The organism is Stappia indica (assembly GCF_020177335.1).
In the GTDB taxonomy this organism is placed as follows: domain Bacteria; phylum Pseudomonadota; class Alphaproteobacteria; order Rhizobiales; family Stappiaceae; genus Stappia; species Stappia indica_B.
This window is the reverse complement of the sequence record NZ_JAIVMG010000008.1, coordinates 81382-100780: the sequence shown is the minus strand read 5'-3', so window position 1 is coordinate 100780 and position 19399 is coordinate 81382. Positions and strand designations below refer to the sequence as shown.

19 protein-coding genes are annotated in these 19399 nt (G+C 66.5%); 3 read left to right on the top strand and 16 right to left on the bottom strand.

What is annotated here, in order from left to right:
* Positions 1-4: 4 nt before the first annotated feature.
* Positions 5-1129 carry an LLM class flavin-dependent oxidoreductase gene (locus tag LC062_RS12275; RefSeq protein ID WP_224911323.1) on the bottom strand — a complete coding sequence of 375 codons (1125 nt, stop codon included), beginning with the start codon at positions 1127-1129 and terminating at the stop codon, positions 5-7.
* A 171-nt stretch (positions 1130-1300) separates the two neighbouring features.
* Between LC062_RS12275 and LC062_RS12270 the strand changes: the two genes are divergently transcribed.
* A complete protein-coding gene (locus tag LC062_RS12270; RefSeq protein ID WP_224911322.1) occupies positions 1301-1864 on the top strand; it encodes a winged helix DNA-binding protein in 564 nt (187 codons plus the stop codon).
* Positions 1865-1880: 16 nt separating this feature from the next.
* Here the strand turns inward: LC062_RS12270 and cobM are convergent, their stop codons facing one another.
* From cobM to LC062_RS12235, 7 genes are read right to left on the bottom strand one after another with little or no spacing between them, the layout of a single operon-like run.
* Positions 1881-2660 (bottom strand): precorrin-4 C(11)-methyltransferase, encoded by a 780-nt coding sequence (cobM, locus tag LC062_RS12265; RefSeq protein WP_224911321.1) that lies wholly within the window; start codon positions 2658-2660, stop codon positions 1881-1883.
* Positions 2657-4477 (bottom strand): precorrin-3B C(17)-methyltransferase, encoded by a 1821-nt coding sequence (gene cobJ / locus LC062_RS12260; RefSeq protein ID WP_224911320.1) that lies wholly within the window; start codon positions 4475-4477, stop codon positions 2657-2659. Before cobJ ends, cobM begins: the two co-directional genes overlap by 4 nt.
* Positions 4447-5178, bottom strand: coding sequence for a precorrin-2 C(20)-methyltransferase (cobI, locus tag LC062_RS12255; protein ID WP_318246105.1), 732 nt, complete (start codon positions 5176-5178; stop codon positions 4447-4449). Before cobI ends, cobJ begins: the two co-directional genes overlap by 31 nt.
* Positions 5175-6380, bottom strand: a complete 1206-nt coding sequence (gene cbiE / locus LC062_RS12250; RefSeq protein ID WP_224911318.1) for a precorrin-6y C5,15-methyltransferase (decarboxylating) subunit CbiE — start codon at positions 6378-6380, stop codon at positions 5175-5177. Before cbiE ends, cobI begins: the two co-directional genes overlap by 4 nt.
* A complete protein-coding gene (locus LC062_RS12245; protein WP_224911317.1) occupies positions 6377-7039 on the bottom strand; it encodes a precorrin-8X methylmutase in 663 nt (220 codons plus the stop codon). Before LC062_RS12245 ends, cbiE begins: the two co-directional genes overlap by 4 nt.
* On the bottom strand, positions 7036-8190 hold the full coding sequence (locus tag LC062_RS12240) for a sirohydrochlorin chelatase (RefSeq protein ID WP_224911316.1): 1155 nt from the start codon (positions 8188-8190) through the stop codon (positions 7036-7038). The genes LC062_RS12245 and LC062_RS12240 overlap by 4 nt, the downstream gene beginning before the upstream one ends.
* Entirely contained in the window at positions 8187-8447 is a 261-nt protein-coding gene (locus LC062_RS12235; protein WP_224911315.1) for a DUF6732 family protein, read from the bottom strand. The genes LC062_RS12240 and LC062_RS12235 overlap by 4 nt, the downstream gene beginning before the upstream one ends.
* A 410-nt stretch (positions 8448-8857) precedes the next feature.
* On the opposite strand from LC062_RS12235, the gene LC062_RS12230 reads away from it, so the two are divergent.
* The gene (locus tag LC062_RS12230; protein WP_224911314.1) at positions 8858-9385 is read left to right on the top strand and encodes a cupin domain-containing protein; all 528 of its coding nucleotides are present in this window, start codon (positions 8858-8860) and stop codon (positions 9383-9385) included.
* A 107-nt stretch (positions 9386-9492) separates the two neighbouring features.
* The gene (locus LC062_RS12225; protein WP_224911313.1) at positions 9493-10014 is read left to right on the top strand and encodes a glycine cleavage system protein R; all 522 of its coding nucleotides are present in this window, start codon (positions 9493-9495) and stop codon (positions 10012-10014) included.
* Positions 10015-10041: 27 nt separating this feature from the next.
* Here the strand turns inward: LC062_RS12225 and LC062_RS12220 are convergent, their stop codons facing one another.
* The 8 genes from LC062_RS12220 to LC062_RS12185 form a co-directional block, all read right to left on the bottom strand.
* Entirely contained in the window at positions 10042-10845 is an 804-nt protein-coding gene (locus tag LC062_RS12220; protein ID WP_224911312.1) for an ABC transporter ATP-binding protein, read from the bottom strand.
* Positions 10838-11704, bottom strand: coding sequence for an ABC transporter ATP-binding protein (locus LC062_RS12215; protein ID WP_224911311.1), 867 nt, complete (start codon positions 11702-11704; stop codon positions 10838-10840). Before LC062_RS12215 ends, LC062_RS12220 begins: the two co-directional genes overlap by 8 nt.
* Positions 11705-11711: 7 nt before the next feature.
* Entirely contained in the window at positions 11712-12644 is a 933-nt protein-coding gene (locus tag LC062_RS12210) for an ABC transporter permease (protein WP_224911452.1), read from the bottom strand.
* Entirely contained in the window at positions 12644-13708 is a 1065-nt protein-coding gene (locus LC062_RS12205) for an ABC transporter permease (protein WP_224911310.1), read from the bottom strand. The genes LC062_RS12210 and LC062_RS12205 overlap by 1 nt, the downstream gene beginning before the upstream one ends.
* Before the next feature lie 12 nt (positions 13709-13720).
* Entirely contained in the window at positions 13721-15331 is a 1611-nt protein-coding gene (locus LC062_RS12200) for an ABC transporter substrate-binding protein (protein WP_224911309.1), read from the bottom strand.
* Positions 15332-15480: 149 nt separating this feature from the next.
* Positions 15481-16632, bottom strand: a complete 1152-nt coding sequence (locus tag LC062_RS12195; RefSeq protein WP_224911308.1) for a DUF1513 domain-containing protein — start codon at positions 16630-16632, stop codon at positions 15481-15483.
* Complete coding sequence (locus LC062_RS12190) at positions 16613-17758, bottom strand: imelysin family protein (RefSeq protein ID WP_224911307.1); 1146 nt, start codon at positions 17756-17758, stop codon at positions 16613-16615. Before LC062_RS12190 ends, LC062_RS12195 begins: the two co-directional genes overlap by 20 nt.
* A gap of 43 nt (positions 17759-17801) precedes the next feature.
* Positions 17802-19325: a di-heme oxidoreductase family protein gene (locus LC062_RS12185; protein WP_224911306.1), complete on the bottom strand. Its 1524-nt coding sequence runs from the start codon at positions 19323-19325 to the stop codon at positions 17802-17804.
* Positions 19326-19399 lie beyond the last annotated feature (74 nt).

Below are 19399 nucleotides of genomic sequence, written 5' to 3'. Positions count from 1 at the left end.
GCGCTCATTCCGCGGCCTCGGCGGCCTTCACCGCAGGGCGAATGCCATGTTCGGCAAGAAGCGGCAGCACCGTGTCGCGGAAGTAGGGGAACTCCTCGGCATAGTCGACGAAGGACAGGGTCGTGCCGCCGAAACCGGCCTTGTGCAGGGCGATGAGCCCCTCGGCCACCTGTTCCGGGGTGCCGGTCAGCGGGAAACCGCCATGGCCGGCGGCCATGCGGCTGCGGATCAGCGCCAGAAGGTCATGCGGGAACGACTGAGCGTGGGCGAATTGCAGCCGGATCAGATTGTCGACCGCGTCCCAGTCCGCATTGGTGTCGGCGGTGTGCTTGAGGAAGTCCTGCGCTTCCTTCTCGGTCGGACGACAGACCACATGCGAGAAGGTCAGCACGTCGACATCACGGCCAACGGTCTCGCCATGGGCCTTGAGCTCGGCAACCTCCTCGCGCGACCGTTCCAGGTCGATGGCCGGGGTGAACAGGAAGTCGGCATTGCGCACGGCGAAGTCCCGTCCCTGCGCCGAACCGGCGGCGTTGAGGATCGGCAAGGGCGACGCCGGGCGCGGATCGCCCAGGACATTCTTCAGCTTGAAATAGGTTCCGTCCCAATCGAAGGCTTCGGTCCGGGTCCACAGCGCCTTGACGATGTCGAACCATTCCTGCGCGTAGCCGTAGCGGGATTCGTGATCGGCGGGCAGATCGAGGCCAAGCGCCTCGTATTCGGGCTTGTTCCAGCCGGCAACGATGTTGAGGCCGACCCGGCCGTGGCTGATCTGATCGATGGTCGCAAGCTGCTTGGCAACCACCACCGGATGATTGGCCACCGTGTGAATGGTGGCAAAGACATTGATGTTGCTGGTCTGCGCCAGAAGCCCGGCCGCCCAGGTCATGGTTTCCAGCACACCGCCATGGAAATTGGTCTCGCCGCCGTAGCCGATCCAGCGCGCGATCGGCAGCATGAAATCGATGCCGGCCGCATCCAGCATGCGGGCAAGCCGCAAGTTGTTGTCCCAGGAATTGTTCCAGCGCCCTTCCGCCTTGGTGACGGTCATGCCGCTCGAGCAATTGGTTGCGAAAGTTCCCAGCAGGAACCTGTCGCGATTGAACATACTATTCCCGGTCACGCTCATTACACTCCTCCCTCGTAATCAAGCGATAGACTTTATGATAAAAAATCTATTTTAAATCCCCGATGGACGCAAGCCGCGAATCCATGCTTGTGTCGGCGACCTCGAAACAACCGGAAAGACCGACGGTCAGCGCGATGCGAAGGAGTGAAGATTGCTCAAGGGGAGAGCCGTGTGACGAAGCGTGATGAGCCCAGCGGCGGCGGACGCGGAGAGGCGCTGGACCGCTCCTGGCATCTGGCGCGCACGCCGGAGGAAGTGGACGTCGCCGAATTCGAATATGCCCTGATGCGGGCGTTCGAGGCCTTCGGCCGCTGGCAGACCGAGTGTCTGGCCTCAAGCATCGAGTTTTCGGCCACCGGGCCGGAGAACGCGCTGTTGCACATCATCCGCATGAACGACCGGCCCAAGACCATCCACGATCTGGCCAACATGACCAACCGGGTGGATGTGCCAAACATCCAGTACAGTCTCAGGAAGCTGAAGCAGGCCGGGCTGATCGAGAGTTCCGGCAGCGGGCGCTCCGGTGTCACCTATGCGGTCACCGAACTTGGCCGCAAGGTGACCGACCGGTTCGCCGATGTCCGTTCGGAGCTGCTGGTCGCCGCCGTGTCCCATGTCTCAGGGCTGGACAAGGGGCTGCAGGGCAGCACCCGCACCCTTGAGCTGATGACCGGCATTTACGAGCAGGCCGCGCGCACCGCCGCCACCCACCGGCGCAAGCCCGGCGCCGAGTAAGGGCGCCGGACCACCGTCAGGCTTGCGCCGGCTTTTTCTTCTTCGGCCGCAGCACATGCACATGCGCGGCGTCATAAAGCGCCGAATCGCGGAAATCCGCGTGCGGCTCCAGCGCCCGACCGACAAAGACCAGCGCCGTGCGGGTGATCTTGGCCGCGCGCACCTTGTCGCGGATATCAGCCAGGGTGCCATGGATGAAGGACTGGTCCGGCCAACCGACCCGATAGGCGACCACCACCGGGCAATCGGCGCCATAAAGCGGGGACAGCTGACGCTCGATCTCGCGCAGGTTCCGGACCGACAGATGAATCGCCAGCGTCGCGCCGCTGCGCCCCAGCGTTTCCAGATCCTCGCCTTCCGGCATGGCCGAGGATTTCATCGCCGTGCGGGTGAGGATCACCGTCTGGGCGATCTCCGGCACGGTCAGTTCCTGGCCGAGCGCGGCGGCGGCTGCCGCAAAGGCCGGCACGCCCGGCGTGACGTCGAAGGGGATTTCCAGCGCCCTCAGCCGGCGGATCTGCTCGGCAATGGCGCCATAGAGCGAGGGGTCGCCGGAATGCACCCGGGCGACATCCTCGCCCCGCTCGTGAGCAGCAACGATCTCGGCCATGATCTCATCGAGGGTCAGCGGCGCGGTATCGACCACCCGCGCGCCCTCCGGCGCCGCCGTGACAATCGCCTCGGGCACCAGCGAGCCGGCGTAGAGACAGACCGGGCACCGCTCGATCAGCTTCAGCCCGCGTACGGTGATCAGGTCCGGATCGCCGGGACCGGCGCCGATGAAATGAACCGTCATAGCTTTTCCTCGATACGCTTGGCATAGCCGCGCGGCGTGTAAACGAAGGGCTTGCCCGATCCGGCGATGACCGCGCGCGAGGCCGAAGAGCCGACCAGAACCGTGGTCAGCATGTCGACCTCGTCCACCGTCAAGGCTTCCAGGGTGGTGACCCTGACGCTCTCGCCCTCGCGCCCCAGATTGGACCCGAGAACCACCGGCGTATCCGCCGGGCGATGGGCCAGCAGGATCTCGCGGGCGGCGGCAAGCTGGCTGCGCCGGCGCTTCGACACCGGATTGTAGAAGGCAATGACGAAATCACCGCGCGCGGCCGCCTCCAGCCGGCGCTCGATCGCCTCCCAGGGCGTCAGCAGATCGGACAGGGAAATGGTGCAGAAATCATGGCCCAACGGCGCGCCGATCAGAGAGGACACCGCCTGCAGCGCGGAAATGCCCGGCGCGTTGACGACCGCAACGCGCTTGGCCGCATCGCTCACCCCGCCCTCGGCCACCGGCCGGTCGAGCAGTTCGTAGACCAGCGCCCCCATGGCATAGATGCCGGAATCGCCCGAGCAGACCAGCGCCACGGAGCGACCCTCGCCGGCCCGCTCCAGCGCAAAACGCACCCGTTCCTCCTCCGCGCCGAGCGGGAAGGCGTGACGCGGCTTGCCCTGAACCAGCGGCGCAACAAGATCGAGATAGAGCGAGTAGCCGACCGCCTCATCCGCGTCGGCCAGCAGCCGCGAGGCCTGCGGCGTGCGCCAGGCGTCCCGCCCCGGGCCGATGCCGATCACCGACAGAGATCCGCGCGGCCGGCCTACGGCGGCCGGGTTGATCGGCGCCGGAGCAACGGCAACGGCCACCGTGGCATTGGCGCTCTTGTGCTTGGCGACCCGCAAGGCCCCTTCGGCGCCGACCGCGGCAAGGGCCGCTCCCTCGCTGACGCCGTGGCAGCCGACTTCGGCAAACACGACATCGGAGGGTGTCGCCAAACGCGGGGCTTCCTGCTCCAGTTGCTCCGCCGAAAACACCCGGAAGGGCACATCCAAGGCCTCGGCAAGCGCGTGCATCGCCGGTTCGTCCGCCTTGAGATCGAGGCTGGCGACCAGCGCCACGGCGCCTTCGGCCAGCTCCTGTTCGGCCAGCACGCCGCGCACCAGGGTCAGAAGCTCTTCCGGCGGACAGCCACGGGCGCAGCCGACGCCGACCGCCAGACGCTTGGGATGATAAACCAGCGTGTCCGGTCCTCCGGTGCGACGTTCTTCCGTAACAGCAATCGTCAGTTCCGCCTTGTCGGCGACCGGCAACCGTGCACGGCTCAGCCAGGGCGCACCGCCTTCGATGCGCACCGGTTCCCCGGCCAGAAGCCGCGCCATCACCGATTTGGCATCGTCCAGATTGGCCAGCCACCAGCCCTTGGGCGGCGCATCGAGAGCAATCCCGAGCGCGGTGTCGCCAGCGGTGGTGATCGCCGGATGGCCGCCGAGGCTTCCGGCAACCTGCCGCGCCAGTGCATTGGCGCCGCGATGCCCGCCGAGCAGCGGCACGACGCTGGCGCCATCCTCCGACACCGCCAGCACCGGCGGTTCGGAGCGCTTGTCCTCGATCACCGCCGCCAGAGCGCGGATCAGGATGCCGGAGGCGCAGACACCGATGATCGGCGTCCCGGCCTGATAGAGCGCCCGGATGTGATTGAGCGTTTCGGCAAAGGCCACATCGAGGCCGGTCACCCGGCGGGCAAGCCCGTGCAGCTTGGCGGCTGGCATGGCGGCGGCAATCCGCCGAGCCACCGGCACGGCGGCCGGCGTCAGGACGAGGATCGCGGGGGAAGCATCCACGCTTCTTCTCCCTTGTAAAGCAGGATCATGGAAAAATAGGGGGCTCCCGCCTCACCGGCCTCGGCAAGGGGAAGCACCCGTTCACTGGCAAGGGTCGCGCGCTCGACATAGCCGGCGCGGTCGAGCAGCCCCATCTCGCCGAGCAGGCGTTTCAGACGGGGCAGATGGCGGCCGACCTTCATGATCGCGACGGCACCAGCCGCCTCGATCCGGGCGCGGATCTCCTCATCGGGGAGCGGACCGGGGATCACCGTCAACACGTCGGTGCGCGCGGTCAATGGCCGGCGCAGGCGCGCCGCACAGGCGGTCAGCGAGGTGACGCCGGGCACGATCTCGCAAGGAAACCGATCGACCAGCCGCTCGAACAGATACATGAAGGAGCCATAGAAGAACGGATCCCCCTCGCACAGGGTCACCACATCCGCGCCGGCGGCAAGCTCGGCGGCAATCTCCTCCGCCGCCCGGTCATAGACCGCCTGCGCGGGAAAGCGCTCCACCCGCATCGGCACGATGATCGGGATCTCGCGCGCGCCCTCGGGGATCAGGTCGGCGGCGATGGAGCGGGCGAAACTCGGACCATCGTCCGGCGCCGGATAGGCAATGACGCGCGCGGCGGAAATCAACCGATGCGCCTTCACGGTCATCAGCTCCGGGTCGCCGGGTCCAAGACCGACGCCATAAAGGGTTCCGGGGCGGGTCACGGCTTGATCAGGCTCCACTGGGTGACGGGCATCAGCGGGCGCCAGCCGGTCAGGGAACCCACCGGCGCGGCCCGGGCAATCGACAACCGGCACAGATCTCCCCCGAAGCGGGCGTAGGCAGCCAGAAGCACTGCCTCGCTTTCCAGCGTCACCGCATTGGCGACCAGCCGCCCGCCAGGGCGCAAGCGCTCCATCACGGCATCGACAATGCCCGGCGCGGTCAGACCGCCGCCGAGAAACACCGCATCCGGTGACGGCAGCCCGGCAAGCCCCTCCGGCGCGGTGGCATCCAGCAGTTCAAGCCCGGGCGTGCCCAGCGCCGCCGCATTGGCCCGCGCGGTCGCCCGGCGCCCGGCATTGGGCTCCAGTCCGATCGCCCGTGCCCCGCGCGCGGCGCGCATCCACTCGATCCCGATGGCGCCGGAGCCGGCGCCGATATCCCAGAGCATCGCATCGGCGACCGGCGCCAGCCGGGCCAGGGTCGCGGCGCGGATCTCGCGTTTGGTGATCTTGCCGTCATGGCGGAAAGCATCGTCGGGCAGTCCCGGCACCCGGGCGCGCAAGGGCGTGTCGCGCACCGCCTCCGCCTCGATTGCCAGCACGTAGAAATCAGCGATTTCCTCGGCCCAGCCCTCGGCACGGGCGGAAATCTGGCGCTCGCGCGGGCCGCCGAGATGCTCCAGCGCGGTCATCCGGCTGTCGCCATAGCCCTCATCGGCGAGAAGATCGGCAACGCTTCCAGCCGTCTCGGCGCTGGAGGTCAGGCACAGCAGCCGTGCGCCGGGGCGGAGAAACGCCCGCAAGGTATCGACCGGACGGCCGTGCAGCGACAAAAGCTCCGTCTCCTGTAAGGGCCAACCGAGCCGCGCGGCGGCCAGAGAAAAGGCGGAAAGCCCCGGCAGCACAGTCATTTCACCGGCGGGCAGCCGGCGGGCCAGGGTCGCGCCAACGCCGAACCACATGGGATCGCCGGTTGCCAGCACCACGGTCGGCTGACCGCGCCGGGCCATCAGCGCCTCCACACCGGCGGAAAACGGCGCCGGCCAGGGGATGACCGGTCCGCACTTGCCCTCCAGCAGCGCCGCATGGCGTTTGGCGCCATAGATCGCGCCGGCCTCGGAAAGCGCCTGGCGGGAGAGTGGGCCGAGACCGTCCCAGCCATCCTCACCGATGCCAATCAGGGTGAGCCAGGGGGCACTCATCGCGGCGCTTCCTCCGGCACGCCGCCGGCCAGCGCATTGAGCGCAGCGGCGGCCATGGCCGAGCCGCCATGCCGGCCGCGCAGAGCGAGATAAGGGATGGCGAAGGGATTGGCGATCAACGCCTCCTTCGATTCCGCCGCGCCGACGAAGCCGACCGGAAAGCCGAGGATCGCCGCGGGCTCGGGGAAACCCTCGCCGATCCGCTCCAGCAGATGAAACAGCGCGGTCGGCGCATTGCCGATGACCACCACCGCACCGGCCAGTTCCTCGCGCCACAGATCGACCGCCGCAGCGGACCGAGTGGTCCCAAGCCGGGCAGCAAGATCCGGCGTGCGCGGATCGTTCAGCAAGCACTGAACCCGGTTCTGCGCCGGCAAGCGGCTGGCGATGATGCCCTCGGCGACCATACGCACATCGGTGAAAACCGGCGCCCCATCCCGAAGCGCCGCCGCGACCCTGGCCGCGACACCGTCGCTCCAGGCCAGATCGGCGATCACCCCGGGCATTCCGCAGGCATGGATAAGGCGGATCGCCACCGGATGCAGATCCGCCGGTATCCGCTCCAGATAGGCCTCCGCCCGCACGATCGCAAACGACTGGCGATAGATCGCCGCCGGATCCTTTTCGTAGTCGTAGCGGACCGGAGCCCGGCCGCTCACCCGTCCCGCCTCATCGACTTCGGCCCGAGCGGGTGGTCCGCATGGGGATAGACCGGGTGATGATGGTCGTGATGATGGCCATCGCCATGGTGGTGATGGTGGTGGCCATGGTCGTGCCCGTGCCCGTGCCCGTGCCCGTGCCCGTGATCGTGATCGTGGGAATGATCGTGATCATGGTGGTGGTGATGCCCCGTCGCCCCCTGCTCCTCGCAGGCGCCGGTGCAGGTCACGTCGCAGAGCTGGCATTCCGCATCCGCGCCCAGCCCTTCCACATGGTGGTGATGGCTTTCCTGCGCCCGGCCCACATCCGCCTCGAAGCCCAGCACCTGCTCGCGGTACTTGCACATCTGGCAGTTCATCAGGTTGGCGCCCTGCAGGATCTCGCTCACCCGATCGGCCATGGTGTCGATCACCTGCGGGTGATCGTTGAGATAGCCGGCCTTGAGGAACTCGATCTCGGGATGGCGTGCCGCCACCTCGTCGGTCTGGTTGTAGATGCGCGAGACCAGGACGCCGGAGAAGAGGAAATACGGGAAGACGACGATCCGCCGATACCCCAGCTTCGCCGCATGTTCCAATCCCGGCCCGACGAGCGGGAAGGTCACACCGGAATAAGCGGTCTCCGCCCAGCCGAAGCCGAAGCCTTCCCACAGCATGCGGGTGATCTTGGAGACATTCGAATTGGCATCCGGATCGGAGGCCCCGCGCCCGACCACGACCAAAAGGGTCTCATGCAGCGGCACATCGCCGTCGCCGGCCGCGAGTGCTTCGCGAATGCGGTCGGCGGCGGCGGCGATCATCCGCGTATCGACCGCCAGTTCGCGGCCATAGTCGATGGTCACCCCGTCATGCTGCGCCTGATAGGTGTTGAGCACGGAGGGGATGTCGTTCTTGGCGTGGCCGGCGGCGAACAGCATGCCGGGCACCGCGAGAATGCGGGTACAGCCGGCCGCGCGCAGTCGGTCGAGCCCGTCCTTGATCACCGGATTGGCGAATTCCAGATAACCGTATTCCACCGGCCAGTCGGGAAAGCGTGCCTTCAGCCCTTCGGCCAGACGGGCGAACTCCTGAACCGCGCCCCGGTTGCGGCTGCCGTGACCGCAGATCATCAACCCGAGTTTTTCGCCATTGGCCGTCATCGCGCCGCTCATGCTTCGCTTCCCCGCACCGTCTGCGGCGCCTCGGCGCCCGCCGTCTGCTCTTCATCGGTCTTACGGCTGTTGCGCCGCGCCCGCGCGCGGCCCACGGCGACGATCCCGGCCAGCAGCGCGGCACCGGCAAGCGCGGCGATGCCGGCCCAATGGGAATGACCGGCCAGCTCGCCGACATGGCCCACATGCGCCTGCGCCAGCGTTGGCAGCGTGGCAACGGCGCCGGCACAGATGGCCGGTGCAAACAAACGGATCATCAAGATAACTCCCTCGTCGGCCGTCTCGCGGCACGACACGCACCGCCCAAAATCCTCGACACACGGCGGCCGGTGGGAAAGAAACCGGTCAAACGCCAAAAGCAGATGCGGGGGACAGGCCCACATCCTGAGGACTTTCGCCGTCGGACAGCTCCGGACTGGACCCCCGATATGGGTCGGTCGCCACCAGAATCGTTTTCAGTCCCTATCACCGGGACGCCGTCATTGCAGCGAACGCTAGTGGAGCGCGCGGCAGGCATCAAGTGCGAAATACGACGCGGCGGCGCTCCCGGCGCGACCTTTCCGCCCGCCCGGTCCCGATCAGGCGTCTGCCCTCGCAGCAGAAACCTGATTTTCATCGTTTCGGGATATCGGACATACAACCGGAAGAATAAGGGAGACCGACAAGAATGCTGAGGCAGACAGGAGGCGCGCCAAGCGGCACGACCGCAACGCCGATCGAACGCTCATCCGCCGGCTTTATGTCCGCTCAGCTCGGGGCGGTGGACATGCAGCCGCAGCCTATCAACCCGGACTGGATTTTGGACGGAACACCGGAGGCCCGCTGCGCCCAGCTTGCCGAAGGCAGCGACCGCAATGCAACCATGGCGGTCTGGGATTGCACCGCCGGTCGGTTCAGTTGGTATTTCGGCTGTGACGAGGCAGTCTATATCCTCGAAGGGTCGGTCACCGTGACCGGGCCGGATGGCGAGGTGCGCAAGCTCACTGCCGGCGACACCGCCTATTTCCCCGCCTACACCTGGTTCGAGTGGCACGTGGAAGAGTATGTGCGCAAGGTCGCCTTCTGCCATGACGTGCTGCCGGTGATGGCGCGGCTGCCGGTGCGGATCATCGGCAAGATGACGCGCGTCGCCGAGCGCCTCTATTCCGTGGTGATGGGCGGCAAACCGGAGCGTGGACGCCGCAAGGCCTCCTGACGTTTCCCACGCCCCGCCCCGCAACATGGGTGGTTTTCTTTGACCGCTTGCGGGCCTACTGTGATCGAAGACCTTTCAGCCCGCTGGACGCTGCCCGGAGCCCTATCATGCAGACAAGTCTTGTCCTCACCGTGATCGCTGACGACCGACCGGGCCTGGTGGTTCGCCTTGCCGATGTGGTCGCCGCCCATGGCGGCAACTGGATCGAGAGTTCGATGGCACGTCTTGCGGGCGAGTTCGCCGGCATCGTCCGCATTGAGGCGCCCGGCGAACGGGTTATGGAGCTGGAAGCGGCGCTGACGAACCTGACGGAGGAAGGCATCCTCACGACGCTGCGCCAGAGCACGGGAACGCAGGAGACCCACGGCCAGACCGCCCGCATCAGCATCCTGTGCCAGGACCACCCGGGCATCGTCCATTCGCTGGCCGGCGCGCTGGCCTCCAAGGGGGCCAGCATCACCCACCTGACCAGCGAGGCCTTCGCCGGCTCCATGAGCGGCGAGCGGATGTTCCGCGCGGAGATGGATGTGGTGCTGCCGGTCGATCTGGAGACCGCCACTCTCGCCGCCGCGCTGGAGGACCTTGCCGGCGACCTGATGGCGGAAGTCGATTTCACCGATCTGAGCTGACCGCTCGCCGCCAACCAGCGGCCGGCCTCACTCCTCCATATGCGCGGAGAAGAAGTCCCGGTCGTAACCGAGGCTGGCCCGCAGCAGCTCCCGGGTATAGGGGTCCTGCGGGGTTGCCTGGCGCATCTGTGCAACGCCCATCACCTCGACGATCTCGCCAAGACGCATCACCGCGATCTGGTCGCACATATGCGCCACCACGGCGAGATCATGGGAGACCATCAGATAGGTCAGCCCACGGCGCGCCCGCAGGTCGGTCAGCAGGTTGAGGATTTCCGCCTGCACCGACACATCAAGCGCCGAGGTCGGCTCATCGAGCAACAGAATGCGCGGCTCCAGCATCAAGGCCCGGGCCACCGCGACTCGCTGGCGCTGGCCGCCAGACAACTGATGCGGATAGCGGAACCGGAAGGCGCGCGGCAGGCCGACATCGTCCAGCGCCTGCAGCACCCGCCGGTCGATGTCGCCGATCCGGTGCAAGCGCAGCGGCTCGGACAGGATCCGGTCGACCGTATGGCGCGGATGCAGCGAGGCGTAGGGGTCCTGAAACACCATCTGCACCTGGCGATAGAAGGCGGTCTCGCGCCGTTCGCCCAAGGTGTCCCCAGCGATCCGAATGGTACCGGACCAGTCGCGCACCAGCCCGGTGATCGCCCGCAGCACCGTCGATTTGCCCGAGCCGCTCTCGCCGACAAGGCCGAAGCTCGCCCCTTCCGGCAGAACGAAACTCACATTCTTCACCGCCTGGAACCGGCTCTCGCCATGGCCGAAGAACACGTTGAGGTTCGATACCTCAAGCGCCGGCACCTTGCCCTTCGCCGTATCAGACATGTGCCACCACGCTCTGTTCCTTCAGCCAGGCCGGATCACGCTCCAGCACATCCAGCCGGGCCTGCGGCTGATCGAGGCGCGGCAACGCCGCCAGCAGCCCCCGGGTATAGGGGTGCTCCGCCTTGTCCAGCTCCGCCGCCCGACAGGTCTCGACGATCCGCCCCCCATACATGATGATCACCCGGTCGCAGAAGGACGACACCAGATTGAGATCGTGGCTGATGAAAATCAGCCCCATGCCGCGTTCCTGCACCAACTTGTCGAGGATCGCCAGCACCCGCATCTGCACGGTCACGTCCAGCGCCGAGGTCGGCTCATCGGCGATCAGGAGATCCGGATCCGGGATCAGCATCATGGCGATCATGATGCGCTGGCCCATGCCGCCGGACACCTCATGCGGGAAGGTCTGGTACACCCGCTCCGGATCGCGGATCTGCACCGCTTCCAGCATCTCCAGCGTCTTCTGGCGCGCCGCCCGGCGCGAGGCGCGGGTGTGCAGCCGGTAGGCTTCGCTGATCTGTTCGCCGACGCGGATGACAGGGTTCAACGAGAATTTCGGGTCCTGCATCACCATGGAAATCCGGTGACCGCGAATGCGCCGCATCTCCCGCTCCGACAGGGTGAGAAGATCCTCGCCCATGAAGTCGATACGCCGCGCCGAGACTTCGCCGGGCGGGCGCACCAACCGCAGGATTGCCCGGCCGGTCATGGATTTGCCCGAGCCGCTTTCCCCGACAATGCCGACGCGCTCCCGTCCGACCGAAAAGGAGGTGCCGCGCACAGCCTCGATCACCCCTTGCCGGGTGGGAAAGCGGACATTGAGATCTTCCACCGTCAACAGTGGATCCGTGGCGTTCATCGCGGCCTCACGATTTCGACTTCTTGGGATCGAGGATGTCGCGCAGACCGTCACCAAGCAGGTTGAACCCGAGCGAAACAGTGAAGATGGCAAGGCCGGGCATGGTGGCGACCCACCATTGATCGAGCACGAACTTGCGTCCGGCGGAGATCATCGCGCCCCATTCCGGCATCGGCGGCTGGGCCCCGAGACCGAGAAACCCCAGACCCGCCGCCGTCAGGATGATACCGGCCATGTCCAGCGTCACCCGCACGATCAGCGAGGACAGGCACATCGGCCACACATGCCGGGTGATGATGTGCAGCGCGCCGGCCCCTTGCAGGCGAATGGCGGCGATGTAGTCCGCATTGCGGATGGTCAGGGTTTCCGCCCGGGCGATGCGGGCATAGGGCGGCCAGGCGGTGAGCGAGATCGCCAGAATGGCGTTCTCGATGCCGGCGCCGAGCGCGGCGACGAAGGCCAGCGCCAGGATCAGCTTGGGAAAGGCGAGGAAGATGTCGGTCACCCGCATGAGTACCTCATCCACCCAGCCGCCAAGATAGCCGGCAAGCGTGCCGACCAACAGCCCGAAGACCGGCGCGGTGACCGCCACCAGCGCGACGATCAACAAGGTGATGCGCGAGCCGTAGACAATGCGGCTCCAGATGTCCCGGCCAAGCTCATCCGTGCCGAGCAGATGCCCGGCGCTGCCGGGGGGCAGCAGGCGTTGGCCCAGATCCTGGGCCGAGGGTTCTGCTGTTGCCAGCCATGGCGCGAAGATCGCCATCAGCACCAACGCGACGATGATCAGAAAGCCGATCAGCGCCAGCGGATTGCCGCGCAGCTTCAGCCAGCCGAGATAGAGCTGGATCATCCGCGCCTGAAAGCGCGAGGCGGGCGCATCGCTGTTGAGCCAGGCCATGAGGCCCGGCCGGGCGATTTGGGTGTCCGGCGCGCGCATCATCGCGCCCTCGGATCGACGATCTTGTAGAGAAGATCGGACAGGAGATTGAGCAGGATGAACACCAGCCCCACCACCACCGTGCCGCCGAGCACCGCGTTGAGATCGGCGGAGAGCAGCGCGTTGGTGATGTATTGGCCAATGCCCGGCCAGGCGAAGATCACTTCGGTCAAGACCGATCCTTCCAGCAAGGTCGCGTAGGACAGCGCCACCACGGTGATCAGCGGGATCATCACATTGCCCAGTGCGTGGCGCCAGATCACGGCGCGCTCGGACAGGCCCTTGACCCGGGCGGTGGTGATGTATTCCTGGCTGAGCTGCTCCAGCATGAAGGAGCGGGTCATCCGCGAGATATAGGCGAGCGAGTAATAGCCGAGGATCGACGCCGGCAGGATGATATGGCTGACCGCGTTCCAGAAGATGGTCATGTCCCCGGCGATCAGGCTGTCGATCAGGATCATGCCGGTGACCGGCGGAATGATATCCTCGTAATAGATGTCGAGCCGGCCCGGCCCGCCGACCCAGCCGAGAATGCCGTAGAAGACGAGAAGGCCCATGAGGCCGATCCAGAACACCGGCATGGAATAGCCGAACAGGCCGAACAGTCGCACCAGATGGTCCGGCCAGCGGCCCTCATGCACGGCGGAGATCACCCCCATCGGCACGCCGAAACACACGCCGATGATCGTCGCCAGCGTCGCCAGTTCCAGCGTCGCGGGAAAGACGCGCAGCACATCCTCCGCCACCGGGCGGGCGGTCAGCGTCGACATGCCGAAATCGCCGGCGGCGACGGATTTCAGAAAGATCCAGAACTGGACATAGAGTGGCTGATCGAGGCCGAGCGAGCGATAGGCGGCCTCGTACATCTCCTGGCTGGCGCGTTCGCCGACGATCGCCAGCACCGGGTCGACCGGCATGACCCGGCCGATCAGGAAGGTCACGAACAATAGACCGATAATGGTCAGCAGGACCGAAAGCAGCGTCGCTGCCAGCGCCCGTGCCAGCTTGAACAGCGGCGGGGTCACGCCCCGCCGCTGTCCTGCCGTTCCCAGCGTATCTGTCATGATCCAGACGGCTTACTTGGTCACCGGCCAGTAGAACACCGCCGTGATCGCGGCGCCCGGATTGAAGCCGTTGACATTCGCGCGCATCGCGTTCTGCTGGACCTGCTGGAACATCGGCGCAAAGGGCGCGACCTTCTGAAAGTCCTTCTGGATGTCCACATACATCTGCGCCCGGACCTTGGCATCGGTTTCCTGCACCGCCGCATCGGTCCGCTTGGTCATCTCCGGAATGTCCCAGGCGTTACGCCAGGCGAGTTTGCCGGTCAGCTGGGCTTCATCGGAATTGTCCGGGTTGTTCGCAAAGGTATCGGCGTTGGTGTGCGGATCGGGATAGTCCGGCCCCCATAGCCCGACATAGATCTGGAAATCGCGCGAGCGGTACTTGCCGAGGGTCTGCTTGCCGGTTCCTTGGGTGATCGTCGCGGTGATGCCGGCCTGGGCAAAGGTGTTCTGCAGCGACTGGGAGATCTCCACCCGTTCCTGCGCATTGCGAACGATGAGCTCGACCTCGAAGCCATCGCCCTCGCCCGCTTCGGCGAGCAGCGCCTTGGCCTTGTCCACATCGAAGCTGTAGGGCTGGTCCTTCAGCTCGCCCATGTAGGTCAGCGGCAGGAAGGCCTGGTGCACCGTGTACTGACCCTTCAGGAACGAGCCTTCCATCCCCTTGTAGTCAACGAGGTATTTCAGCGCCTCGACCACCTTCGGTTTCGACAGCACCGGGTCCTTCTGGTTCATCGAGAAATACATGATCCGGCCGCGCAGCGTGTCCTCGACCTTCACGTTCTCATCGGAGGAAAGCCCCGCGACATCCTCCGGCGACAAGTTGCGGGCAACGTCGATATCGCCCTTTTCCAGCAGCAGGCGCTGGGCCGAGGATTCGGCAATATGGCGCACGATCACCCGCTGCATCGCCACGTCGCCGCGCCAGTAGTTGCCGGCCGCCTGCAGCGAATAGCTCTCGTTCGGCTTCCAGTTGATCAGCTTGTAGGCGCCGGAGCCGGCCGAGTTGGTGCGCAGCCATTCATTGCCCCAGTCGCCATCCTTTTCATGCTCCTGCACCGTCTTGCTGTCGACAATGGAGGCAACCGCCGCGGTGAAGCAGTTGAGCACGAAGGAGGGGGCGTATTTCTTGTCCGTGGTGATCACCAGCGTCCCGTCGTCGGTCGCCCGGATCGTCTCGGCCATGTTTTCCTTGTTGAAGCCGAACTGGGTGAGAATGAAGGACGGCGTCTTTTCCAGCGCAACCACCCGGCGCAGGGAATACTCCGCATCCTTCGCCGTGACCGGATTGCCGGAATGGAACGAAATGCCGGAGCGCATCTTGAAGGTGAAGGTCTTGCCGTCCTCGGACACGGACCAGCTTTCGGCAAGGCCGGGCTGGTAGCCGGACGACAGATCCGCCGGGTCGAACACCACCAGCGTGTCGTAGACGTTGTTGGCATAGTCGGTGCCGGCGAATTCGAACAGCTCATGCGGATCGAGCGACACGATGTCATCAATGCGGTTGGCGATCACCAGCATGTTCGGCGGGGTCGCCGCTTCGGCCTGGGTAAACGGCAAGGTCATCGGCAGGGCAAGCGCTGTGGACAGCGCGGCCGCCAACAAGGAACGTTGGAAACGCATCTGGAAAAACTCCCCTCTGGATTGTCCCACGGCACGCCTTATCTGGCGCGTCCGTGGGAAAGGGGGTATCTTTCAATGCCTCGTCAAAATGATCAAGGCGCCTCGTCCACAACCCTGCATTTTCCCCACCCAGGGCCCGCAAGGGGCGATCAGCGTGGGGAAATAGCGATCATGTGATTGTCCCACGAAATGCCCGCCCGGCTGGCGAGCAACAGCGGCGCACTGTCCGGTGCATCGCTTTGCAGCAGCCCGCCCTCCCCGTCCGAGAGCAGAAAACCGGCGTCATCGAGCGGGGCCACGCCGCAGACATCGGCCCGCACCTGACTTCCCAGGAACCGGCCATCGGCGGCAGCAAAATACAGCATCCGCCCCGCGCGCGGGCAGGAGGCGGCGACGACGCTTTCCTCCCGGTTGAGTGCCACCGACCCGACATAGTTCTCCAGCGTGCCGCGCAGCCTCGGCGCGACATCGTGCAGGCGCAGGCCCTTTTCAGCATCGAGCGCGGCGAGCAGCGGCGGCGTCTCGGTTGCCGCGCCCTGGTGCTGGGCGCCAATCCACACCGTGCCACCAGCGCTCACCGCCATATGCCGGAGGGAGAGCTGATGCAGCTCGGTCCCCAGCTCGAAGCGGGCCAGCAACGCGCCGTTTTCCCGATCGATCAGCGCCACGTTCGGGCGCATGGTGGCAAGGTTCAGCTTGTCCCGCCCGCGCTCCGGATGGGTCTCGATGCCGCCATTGGCGACCACCAGCGTCTTGCCATCGGGCATCGGCAGAATGTCATGCGGGCCGACCCCGCCGCTGTCGAACTCGCCGAGGCGCTGCGGGACATCACCACTAACGTCATAGACGCCGATGATGCCGCGCGCCCCGACAAAATCGTTCTCGGTGGCAAAGACCAGACGGCCATCCGGCGAAAAGGCGCCATGCCCGTAGAAGTGCCGCCCCGCTTCCGCCTGGAACGTGACCGGACCACTCTGCCCCAGCGGATCGAACAGAACGGCGAAGGTTCCGGGACGCCGGGCAAAGGCGAGACAGCGGCCGGTTGCCGGGCAAAGCGCCACATCATGGCCGCGCCCGGGCAGCGGGATGACAAGCACGTCGAGCCCGTCCGGGCTGGTCACCGCAAGCGCGTAAGTGCCATCGGAGCCGCGCCTTGCGGCCACGAACAAAGGTTCGTCCGATCCGGCAAGACCCGCCAGTGCATCCTCCGCCCGGGCGCGGGGAACGTTTGGTGCGGCGGCGGCCAGCGCGGCGGCACAACCGGTCAGGAACGCCCGCCGGTCAATCGCCGTCGAGCGCATTAAAGCCTCCCTTGAGCGCCAGATGCCCCGCCAGTTCTCCGCCGAGCATGCCGCGCAGGCCCGACAGGATGGTGTTCACATAAACCAGCCGAGCCCGTGCCTCGGGATCCGCAAGGCCCGCGCCGAGATCGGCGGGAACGGCGGCCAGCGCGGCACGGGCATTCGCGGTCTCGAAGCGCAGGCTGTTGCCGATCCATCTGGCGTCTTTCGTCCCCTCCGGATAGCCGGCGGCGGTGATGGCCAAGGCAAGCCCCTCGATCCCGGCGGAGAGATGACGCAATGCATTGTGCGACCGCGCAAACGGCGCCCGCGCCGCCCGGGCGTTCGCCGGGCCGGGCTCCAGAACCCGCTCCAGCACCTGATCCTTCATCAGCGCCAGCCCGGTCATCAACGCCTTGAAGGCAACCTCCGCCGCTTCCTTCGGGGTGGCCGCCAGCCGGTTGTCCAGCCCCGGCGACAGCAGCAATGCGGTCTGGCCGGAGGGCGTGGCATAGCCGCTCTCCACCTCGTTTGCCGTGGCGATGAGACCTGTAACGAGCGCACCGGCATAGGCGCAGCGATAGGCACGATCCGGCTGGTTGGTGCCCAGAACCACCGCGCCATCGGGCGAGAACGCGATCCATTCCAGCGCGGTGAGCCCTTGCAGGGCCACGCTCTTGTCCTTCAGCGTCGCCGCCGACAGCGCGCTCGGGTCTTCCTTCGCCAGAAGTCGGGTCACCTGCCGGCGCACCACACCGCGCGCGTCGGGAACAAACGCCAGCCGCTCCAGCGCCGAAGCATCGGCCAGCGCGCCGAAGCGGGAGACGGCAAGCCAGCCATGGGCGTCGACCACGGCGGCAAAGCCATCTGCGAAGACCGTTGCCGCCTCACCGGGATCACCCGCCCCGTCCACTCGGGCACACAGCCGGGCGACACCGCTCTCAAGCTCCTGCAGCCGGTCGCGCAGATCCCGCGCCGCCGGCAGCGCATAGTCCCGGACAAGCGCAGGCACGAAGCGGCCGTAGTCGATGGCCGGCTCCTGTGCCAGGCCGGGCGCGGGGGCGAGAACGGAGGCAAGCCCCACCAGCACCGCCGCGGCGCTTGCCGCCCGCGCCCAGGTCCTCACTCTTGTGATCACGCCTGTCATCTTCGCCCCGTTCTCTGCCGTCTGATCCAATTGCGCTACGTCGCTAGAGCGACTTGAGGAAGCGAATGAGCGCCTCCCGGTCCGCCTTGTCCAGCGCCGCATAGCCATTGCGGGCGGCCTCGGCCTCACCGCCATGCCAGAGGATCGCTTCCTCCAGCGTGCGCGCGCGGCCATCATGCAGGTAGCTTTCCTGGCCGCTGACCAGTTCGGTAAGACCGATACCCCAGAGCGGCGGGGTGCGCCATTCGCGGCCCGTGGCATCGCCCGCCGGACGGTTGTCGGCCAGCCCGTCGCCCATATCGTGCAGCAGAAGATCGGTATAGGGCCAGATCAACTGGAACCGATGAGCGGCGATCGCCGCCTTGCGGGAGGTGACGTATTTCGGCACATGGCAGCCGTTGCAGGAAAGCGCGCGGAACACCGCCTTGCCCTTCAGCACCTGCGGATCGTCCACATCGCGCCTGCGCGGCACCGCCAGATTGCGCGAATAGAAATCCACCAACTCCATCACGGGATCGGGCGCCTCGGTGGGACCGAGATTTGCCTGCTCACCGGTGGGCATCCGCCGACAGTCGGTCTGGCGCGCTGTACAGTCGCCATAAGGGTCCGGACGGTCGGGCGAGGAAATGCCGATGTCGCCGGCGAAGGCGCCCGCCGATTGCGACCGAACCGTCGGCTCCGAAGCCTTCCAGCCGAAGCGGCCGAGCAGAAGCTCGCCGCCCGGTGCCTTGCGGACCCAGCTCGGCTTGCCGGAAATCCCATCGCCATCCACATCCTCCGGATCGGCACGGGTCAGGATATCGCCGGAATGGATCGCCTCCAGAAGGCCCAGGCCGAGCATCTGCGGCGCAACGCGCGGCGAGATCAGCACATCGGCGCGCATCGGCCCGTAGCCGAGGTCGGACATGGTGTAGACCGGATCCCGCAAGGTCACCACCGTGCCATCGCCAAGGGTGACCGGCTTGTCGGTGTAGCTGACCTGCATCCGGCCTTCCGCCGACAATCCCGGCACCGCATAGGTCTGGAACTGGGTGCCGTAGACCGGCTCGGGAATGACCAGCGCGTCGCGATTGGCAAGCGCCGCCTTCTCCGCCTCGGTGGTTGGCGGCACCGAGAGGCGCAGGAACAGGGCAACCGGCTCTTCGCCCGGCGCCGGCGGATGCCCGCGCCCGTCCTTCAGATGGCAGCCCTGACAGGAGCGGGCATTGTAGAGCGGCCCCAGCCCATCGGAGGCGCGGGTGGAGGCCGGCGAGGAAACCCAGAACTTGCGAAACAGGCCATTGCCGACCGCGAAGCGCTGCTGGTCCTCGAAGGACAGATTGGCCGAGGGGTGCGAGAATGCATTGGCATTCAGCTTCTTGCGCGAGGTGGCGGCACCGCCGCTCATCTCCTCGAAGCGTTCGGCCAGATTACTGGCGTCGGGGTCGGCCAGCACCCGTTCGACCTTAGCCTTGTCGGCGTCGCTCAGGTCATCGCGGTGTTCGAGGGAGAGAGGCGCCGCAGCAGCAGCGGTCAGGGAGGCGGTCAGCACGCAGCCGGCCGTCCCGAGCTTCATCAGTGTCATCATATTCGCTGTCCCGTGGCGCGTCCCTCCTGGGGCCCAGCCCCAACGCGCAAACCGGGCGGCGGGTGCCCGTACAC

Excerpts from the sequence above, each read along its gene's own strand:
- LC062_RS12210 (WP_224911452.1), bottom strand. The coding sequence starts at position 12,644 with ATGCGCGCGCCGGACACCCAAATCGCCCGGCCGGGCCTCATGGCCTGG.
- LC062_RS12185 (WP_224911306.1), bottom strand. The coding sequence starts at position 19,325 with ATGATGACACTGATGAAGCTCGGGACGGCCGGCTGCGTGCTGACCGCC.
- LC062_RS12190 (WP_224911307.1), bottom strand. The coding sequence starts at position 17,758 with ATGACAGGCGTGATCACAAGAGTGAGGACCTGGGCGCGGGCGGCAAGC.
- cbiE (WP_224911318.1), bottom strand. The coding sequence starts at position 6,380 with ATGAGTGCCCCCTGGCTCACCCTGATTGGCATCGGTGAGGATGGCTGG.
- LC062_RS12225 (WP_224911313.1), top strand. The coding sequence starts at position 9,493 with ATGCAGACAAGTCTTGTCCTCACCGTGATCGCTGACGACCGACCGGGC.
- LC062_RS12195 (WP_224911308.1), bottom strand. The coding sequence starts at position 16,632 with ATGCGCTCGACGGCGATTGACCGGCGGGCGTTCCTGACCGGTTGTGCC.
- LC062_RS12235 (WP_224911315.1), bottom strand. The coding sequence starts at position 8,447 with ATGATCCGTTTGTTTGCACCGGCCATCTGTGCCGGCGCCGTTGCCACG.
- LC062_RS12230 (WP_224911314.1), top strand. The coding sequence starts at position 8,858 with ATGCTGAGGCAGACAGGAGGCGCGCCAAGCGGCACGACCGCAACGCCG.
- LC062_RS12215 (WP_224911311.1), bottom strand. The coding sequence starts at position 11,704 with ATGAACGCCACGGATCCACTGTTGACGGTGGAAGATCTCAATGTCCGC.
- LC062_RS12240 (WP_224911316.1), bottom strand. The coding sequence starts at position 8,190 with ATGAGCGGCGCGATGACGGCCAATGGCGAAAAACTCGGGTTGATGATC.
- cobM (WP_224911321.1), bottom strand. The coding sequence starts at position 2,660 with ATGACGGTTCATTTCATCGGCGCCGGTCCCGGCGATCCGGACCTGATC.
- LC062_RS12200 (WP_224911309.1), bottom strand. The coding sequence starts at position 15,331 with ATGCGTTTCCAACGTTCCTTGTTGGCGGCCGCGCTGTCCACAGCGCTT.
- LC062_RS12275 (WP_224911323.1), bottom strand. The coding sequence starts at position 1,129 with ATGAGCGTGACCGGGAATAGTATGTTCAATCGCGACAGGTTCCTGCTG.
- LC062_RS12220 (WP_224911312.1), bottom strand. The coding sequence starts at position 10,845 with ATGTCTGATACGGCGAAGGGCAAGGTGCCGGCGCTTGAGGTATCGAAC.
- LC062_RS12205 (WP_224911310.1), bottom strand. The coding sequence starts at position 13,708 with ATGACAGATACGCTGGGAACGGCAGGACAGCGGCGGGGCGTGACCCCG.